This is a genomic window from Antrihabitans stalagmiti (assembly GCF_016482825.1).
Lineage (GTDB): Bacteria > Actinomycetota > Actinomycetes > Mycobacteriales > Mycobacteriaceae > Antrihabitans > Antrihabitans stalagmiti.
Genome location: NZ_JAEMNV010000016.1, coordinates 23,145 through 29,847 on the forward strand (window position 1 = coordinate 23,145; position 6,703 = coordinate 29,847).

Consider the following 6,703-nt stretch of genomic DNA (forward strand, 5'->3'; position numbering starts at 1 on the left):
TGCGCCTGCCCGTGCCGTCAATGAGGGTCGTCAGCCGCAGCGCGGTCCGGGTCCGCCGTCGAGCACGGTGGCAAGGTCGACGGTATCGGCCATCGCCTGGTAGCCCGCCGAATTCGGGTGTATGCCGTCGCCGCTGTCGAACTGCGGATGCAGCTTCGCCGGATTTTGCGGATCACGAAGCGTCGCATCGAAATCGACGACCGAGTCAGCTTCGGACGCTGTGCGAATCCAGTTGTTGATTGCGGTGATCGATGCATAAGCGTCGGGTGGTGCCAGGACGTCGGTCCGTGGCGGAATGGTGCCGAGGTGCACGCGGACGCCACGCGCATGCGCTCGGGTGATCAACTCGGCGAGCCCGGCGGTGATTTGCTCGATGGTGGACGGTGCGTGAAAGGTGCTTGCGAGATCGTTGGTGCCTTCCATCAGGATGACGTCGGTGACGCCGGGCACGGCCAGTGCGTCGCGGTCGAAGCGACTGACTGCGGATGGTCCGTAGCCGAGTGTTGTTTCGAAGCCGGGGGTGGCGTCGCGGGTCACCTGATTGCCGCTGATACCAGCGCTGACGACACCGACCTTCGGATGTGTTGCCGCGACGCGCCGAGCAAGGTAGTCGGGGTAGCGCTGGTTGGCGCCGAAGGTGCCCAGCTGCATCGGCACATTGTGGAAGCCGTCCGTGATCGAATCGCCGAAGGTGACGATCGTGCGGCCCGCAGTGGCCTCCACGTCGACGCGGTTCACGATGGGGAGCAGCGGATACGGCACGGTGAAACGCTGGCCGCCCACATCAGCTGCCGCATTGGAACCCATTGCGAGCCAGCTCATTTGATGAGCGTCGAAATGCTCGGACGTCGCCGCTGCCTGTCCGAGATACATGCTCACGGCGAGTGGCTGGAAGGCGACGGTGTCGAATCGCACAGCGTCGCTGACGATGTCGGCGCCCGGGGGAATCGTGACTGTTCCGCGACCGTCGAAGGTCACGGGCGTGTTGGTGCCGCCGACCAGCTCGGCCGTTCCGTCGACGCTTCGTCCGACGTAGGTGGTCTCGACGGTCAGCGGCTGCGTTCCGAAGCGATTGGTCATGGTGAGTCGGAGTGTCTCACCACCGAGATGGGGTACCACGATTGCGCGGACCGTCGAATTCTGCGGCGGTGTCGAGTTGACGAAACCAGGTGCAGCGCTGAACGACCCGACCCAGTTGCCGTCACATAGTGCCGGCGCCGCCGTTGCAGTCGGTGCGAGAAACGTTGTGGCCGCAGCTACTGCAACAACGGCGAAACGTAGGGTCCTCATCGGCCGAGTGCAGCAAGGACCTGACGAGCCATGTTGGCTTGGCCGGCGGCGTTCGGATGGATCGGTGCCAGCGAGGTCGGACTGGACGGAACGATGCCTTCCAGCCAGCGGACGCCCGGTGCCGCGCAAGCGTCGTGCCCGACCGAGGAAGTTGCGACATCGACGTAGGTCGCGCCGTTGGCTGCTGCCTGTTCTGCCATGACGGCGTTCAGCGCGGTGAGGGTGCGCTGGATGTAGTCGGCATCGCGCGGCCAGACAGGCTGCATGCCGGGGCAACCGCCGGGCTGGAAGCCGGATGGATAGCCGACGAGGACAATCTCCGCCTGCGGTGCACGTGAGCGAATTTGATCGATGACTGTGCCGTAGGTCGGTGCGAACTCCGCGATCCGATCCGCGAATACATCCCGTCCACCTGCGGTGAACCCGTCCGCACACGACCTTCCGTTCGGTTCCGGTAGAGGATTGACACACGTGAAGACCGAATCGGCCAGATCGATGTCGTTGCCGCCGATGGTCACGGTGACGAGCGTGGTGTCGGCGCTGAGGGCGTCGTACTGCGGTGCCGCGGTACCGAGCACGTTGCCAGCCTGCGGGTGAACGAAATCCTCTGCTGTTGCGCTGCCACAGGTGACGTCCCGGAAAGTTGTCGCACCAAGTTCTTTTGCCACAAGTGCTGGGTAGTTGATTGCCGAACGTGCGCAGGTGAGCAATTCGGTCTGTGGCAGGACCACAGAACCCGCAGCGTAGGAATCTCCAAGGGCGACATAGGTTTCGCCGATCGGTGCTGCGTCCGCCCGTGGGGCGGCTTGGATAGCGATCGCGGCAGCCGCTAGCAGCAGACCCGCCGACGTTGCTGCGACATAACGGCCAATGGATCCGGTGCGGGGATTCGACGACGCCACGGTGCTCCTCGGAGATGTTGGGTTGGATCGGTTGCGAACTGGTCATTCGTCCAGTTAAGCTGGGACTGTAATCCACGTCACCGTTGCAAGCAACCCTCGGCGGTGATCGAATGCGGCAATCGAAAGCAGACAGGAAAAATGTCGGACGAGGTCAGAAGGGCAGTCGCGGCAGCATGCCGCACACTCGCGGCCGACGGTCTGGTGCTCGGGACCGCAGGGAACGTAAGTGCGCGGGTCGGGGATGCCCTGGCCATAACTGCAACCGGCGCACGGTTCGAATCGATGACCGATGCTCAGGTCACGATCGTCGGCCTCGACGGCGAGGTGCTCGACGGAGAGTTCGAACCCACCTCGGAACTGGGACTGCACCTCGGGATCTATCGCAACTTCGGCGCAGGCGCCGTCGTGCACACACACGCGACGACGTGTGTTGCGGTGTCGTGCGTCGTGGACGAACTGCCCTGCGTGCACTACCAGATGCTCACCCTCGGCGGCAGTGTGCGCGTAGCGCCGTATGCGACGTTCGGCAGCGCGGAGCTCGCGGCATCGGTAGTCGAAGCGCTGCGAGGTAAGTCGGCCGCACTGCTGGCCAATCACGGTGCCGTCACCTTCGGTGCGGACCTGGTTGCAGCGGTCGAATCGACCAAGCTGCTGGAATGGGCCGCAACGATCTACTGGCGGGCACGGTCGATGGGGGAGGTCCGCGCTCTCGATCAGGACGCGCAGATGGCCGTCGTGCAGGCCGCCGTCGAAAAGAAGTACGGAACGAAACAACCGTTGTCGGACATCGAAACTGCAGGAGCGTAGTCATGAAAGTTGTTGCCCTCGGGGTGCATATCCTCGATGTGCTGGCCCGTCCAGTGGCCGAGATACCTGAAGGTCAAGGGTCCCAGCTCGTCGAGCAGATCAAAGTGACCGCGGCTGGTGCGGCAGGTGGCACGGCGCTCACCTTCGCGAAGTTGGGCGCGGAGGTGCACTCGGCGGGCGCCATCGGCACCGACAACGCCGGGCGAATGCTCGCGATGCTATTGGAAGACTTCGGCATCTCGACCAAGCACCTCGTTCGGAAGCCTGAATTCCAGACGTCGGCAACGGTTTTGCCGATTCGCCCGAACGGAGACAGGCCCGCTTTCCACGTCGTCGGCGCTACGCTCGGCTACGGTCTCGACGACGTGCCGATGGACTTGATCGCGAGCGCGACGCACCTGCATTTCGGCGCACCGGAGTTTCTCGGCGGCGAAAAAGCCGCCGTGATTCTGGCGCACGCTCGCAAACACGGCGTCGTCACCTCGGCCGACATTCTTGCGCCGGGCAACCCCGGTCTGCTCGAGTGGATCGCGCCCGCGCTGCCGCACCTCGATTACCTGCTGCCCAACGACGAACAGGTGCTCGGCTTCACAGGAGCGTCGACCTTGGTCGACGGTTGCCGCATGCTGTTGGACCGTGGCGTCGGGTGTGTTGCTGCGACCGCGGGTGCAGACGGCGCGCTGGTGGTGGATGCCGAAACAAGCACGGCAGTACCCGCTTTCGCCACCGACGTTGTCGACACCACGGGCTGTGGCGACGCGTTCTCGGCAGGTTTCATGCGAGGTATCGCACTCGGTCGCAGCCTACAGGCTTCGGCCGAATTGGGTTGTGCGGCAGCCGCACACGTGGCGACCGGTCTCGGTAGCGACCATGGATCGTTCGACCTCGCGGGTCTGGATTCCTACATCGCCGCCGCACAGCAGACAGGTGTGGGGGTGTGACGTCCTCGCCTGCGGTCGATGTCGTCGTCGTCGGCGCCGGTCTGTCGGGCTTGTCCGCGGCGCGCAATCTCGTTGCGTTGGGGCACAGCGTGCATGTCTTCGAGGCAAACGACCGAGTGGGTGGTCGCACCCTGAATCACAAACTCGACGGTGCCAACGTCGACCTCGGCGGCACCTTCGTCGGCCCGACGCAGGACCGGATCCTTGCCCTCGCACAGGAAACGGCATGTGCCCATCATCCGACCAATACCGTTGGAGAATCGGCGTTGTCGTGGCGCGGTCGAGTGCGACGTTATTCCGGAACGGTGCCGAGCCTCGGCGTCGGAAGTCTGGTCGACATCGGCCGTCTGCAATTCAAGATCGATCGGCTCGCCAATGCTCTACCGCAGGGTGCGCCGTGGGACGGGAAGAACGCTGCCGAACTCGACTCGCACACTTTGGCGAGTTGGCTTGCCGCACAACATGCGTCGCAATCGAGCAAGGACCTGTTCGCGATCGTCGCAAAGACGTCGTGGGGATGTGAGCCTGCGGAGATTTCGATGCTGTACGTACTCGATTACATCCGCGGCTGTGGCGGTATCGACCGTATGCTCGCAACCAAGGGCGGCGCGCAGCAAGAGCACTTTCCTGATGGTACGCAGACGATTTCGATGAGCATGGCCGAAAGGCTCGGCGAGTCGATCAGTCTCGGGTCCGCGGTCCGTAGGGTCGAATGGTCCGACGGCGGGGTGGCAGTGAGCGCTGGTTCGCGGACGGTGACCGCAAAAGCTGTGATCGTCGCGGTGCCGCCGGCGATGCGCAGCCGCATCGACTTCTATCCCGTACTCCCGGTGGAACATCGGAGTCTCGGCCAGCGGTGGCCGCAGGGTGTGCTGACGAAGGTGTATGCCAGTTACGAGCGACCCTTCTGGCGCGACAACGGTCTCAACGGTCAGACGCTGTCCGATGCGGGGCCGATCTTCGCGACGTTCGACACCAGTCCGTCCGCCGACGGTCCGGGCATACTGCTCGGCTTCATCGGCGCCGACTACGCGCGGTCCTACGATCGGTTACCTCCTCACGAACGCAGGCTGCGCGCGTTGTCCTCGTTCGCAACAGTGTTCGGCGACGACGCGATGCATCCGACAGCTTTCGTCGACCAGCGCTGGGCCGGCGAGGACTGGATCGGTGGTGGGCCGACTGCGGCCGTGCCGCCAGGTGCGCTCACCCGCTACGGCAGCTGGCTCGCGCGTCCGGTCGGGCCGATTTACTGGGCGGGTACCGAGACCGCGGACCGCTGGGCCGGATACATGGACGGCGCCGTCCGTGCAGGTGAACGTGCGGCCCGCGAATGCCTTGTGACTGTAGAGAATCGAGACTGACTATGGCATGGACATACGAATACGGCGTAGTGACGTCCGCGTCGCCGGAAGCCGTCTACAACCGGTGGACGACGATGGCCAACTGGTCCGAGGACGATCCCGATCTGACGTGGGCGCGCGTCGACGGTCCGGTCGCGGTTGGTACGACGGGCAAGGTCAAGACATCCGGTCCGGCGCAACGGTTCACGTTCACCGAACTGGAACCGAACGTCGCGATGAACTTCGCAATCCGGCTGCCGCTGGCTGTGCTGTCGTTTCCGCACCGAATCGAGACCGTCGCAGACGGTGTACGGGTGACCCACGGTGTGCACATCGACGGCCCGTTGGCGCCGCTCTTCGGCGTCGCTGTAGGCCGCAAGATTGCCCGTGGCCTGCCGACGGTCGTGGGTCTGGTTGTCGATGGGGCGCTGCGCGCCTCGTGAGTCTTTTCGGTGGTCAGGACCACCGAAAAGACTCACGAGCGGCGAAGCCGCCACCGATTATTCGAGCACGAGCATCGTGTTCGAGCCGCGCTGAAATTCGAACTCCACCGAGCGGATGACCGACGCAATTCCGTTGCGACTCAACTCGGTTCGCAAACCGGCTACAAGATCGTCCAACCTGCCACCGGCGTGGTCGACAAGTGGATACACGCGAACTTCGCCTGCGCTGACGCGCGCCAACTCGGTCAATGCTGCGACGTGGAACGCGAAGTCGAGTCTGTCGACGTAGGTGAACAGCAGATGCGAGCTCAACACCAGATCGAAGGTGTTGTCGGCGAACGGTAGTGCGGGTAGCGATGCTGCGGTGTAGCGCAGCGGGTGTGCCACGAGATCGGTCGCGAAGCGTTGCGCGGCGGCGCGCCTGGAGTCGTGGTGGCCTGCCACGTCACCGTAGAAGTCCCACACGTAGCGCGCTGCCGACGCCGTCGTCCATGCCGAGCTGCGTCCAGCCTCTGCGAGCGAGTGCTCCGCGACCTCGGCTGCGGGTGTCGCGTAGACCGGGTCGACGGCGACGACGTCAGCGCCGAGTTCGCACGCCTGTGCGGTGAAACTGGCTGCACCACCTGGGCAATCGAGTATTCGACCACGAACGTCTTTCTCTGCAAGGTCGAACATCGCGAGGTACTCGGCGAGCGAGCGCGCGGTGATCAGGTAGGGCGGCTCCGCACCTCGTGAGTCTTTTCGGTGGTCCCGCCCTCTGTTGAGTCCACATACATATGAGACACCTGATGTCTACATACATGTGGGACAGGTTGTTGGATAGATAGGTGATGGCACCTGAGACCGGGCTTGGATCAATCCATGCCCAGATCGGATGCCGTGATGAAACTGCTCCATGCCACATTGATCTTGTGCCATATCGAGGGAGTCGCCGACGCGTTCGGCGGCTCCTTCGCCGAATGGTGCCGCCTCCATGGCAT

At 64.0% G+C, this 6,703-nt stretch carries 7 protein-coding genes; 4 read left to right on the plus strand and 3 right to left on the minus strand.

Annotated features, from left to right (window positions below):
• Positions 1 to 30 precede the first annotated feature (30 nt).
• Both JGU71_RS28745 and JGU71_RS28750 read right to left on the minus strand, forming a co-directional pair.
• The gene (locus tag JGU71_RS28745; protein WP_199708587.1) at positions 31 to 1,290 is read right to left on the minus strand and encodes a GDSL-type esterase/lipase family protein; all 1,260 of its coding nucleotides are present in this window, start codon (positions 1,288 to 1,290) and stop codon (positions 31 to 33) included.
• Positions 1,287 to 2,192 (minus strand): SGNH/GDSL hydrolase family protein, encoded by a 906-nt coding sequence (locus tag JGU71_RS28750; protein ID WP_307829976.1) that lies wholly within the window; start codon positions 2,190 to 2,192, stop codon positions 1,287 to 1,289. Before JGU71_RS28750 ends, JGU71_RS28745 begins: the two co-directional genes overlap by 4 nt.
• A 138-nt stretch (positions 2,193 to 2,330) precedes the next feature.
• Between JGU71_RS28750 and JGU71_RS28755 the strand changes: the two genes are divergently transcribed.
• Genes JGU71_RS28755 through JGU71_RS28770 form a run of 4 tightly spaced genes read left to right on the plus strand, consistent with a single transcriptional unit; the run spans position 2,331 to position 5,723 of the window.
• A complete protein-coding gene (locus tag JGU71_RS28755) occupies positions 2,331 to 2,999 on the plus strand; it encodes a class II aldolase/adducin family protein (protein ID WP_199708588.1) in 669 nt (222 codons plus the stop codon).
• A gap of 2 nt (positions 3,000 to 3,001) precedes the next feature.
• Positions 3,002 to 3,940, plus strand: a complete 939-nt coding sequence (locus JGU71_RS28760) for a carbohydrate kinase family protein (protein WP_199708589.1) — start codon at positions 3,002 to 3,004, stop codon at positions 3,938 to 3,940.
• Positions 3,937 to 5,301: a flavin monoamine oxidase family protein gene (locus JGU71_RS28765; protein ID WP_199708590.1), complete on the plus strand. Its 1,365-nt coding sequence runs from the start codon at positions 3,937 to 3,939 to the stop codon at positions 5,299 to 5,301. Before JGU71_RS28760 ends, JGU71_RS28765 begins: the two co-directional genes overlap by 4 nt.
• A 2-nt stretch (positions 5,302 to 5,303) precedes the next feature.
• Positions 5,304 to 5,723: an SRPBCC family protein gene (locus JGU71_RS28770; RefSeq protein ID WP_199708591.1), complete on the plus strand. Its 420-nt coding sequence runs from the start codon at positions 5,304 to 5,306 to the stop codon at positions 5,721 to 5,723.
• A gap of 57 nt (positions 5,724 to 5,780) precedes the next feature.
• Here the strand turns inward: JGU71_RS28770 and JGU71_RS28775 are convergent, their stop codons facing one another.
• Positions 5,781 to 6,398 (minus strand): methyltransferase domain-containing protein, encoded by a 618-nt coding sequence (locus JGU71_RS28775; RefSeq protein WP_199708592.1) that lies wholly within the window; start codon positions 6,396 to 6,398, stop codon positions 5,781 to 5,783.
• Positions 6,399 to 6,703: the final 305 nt, after the last annotated feature.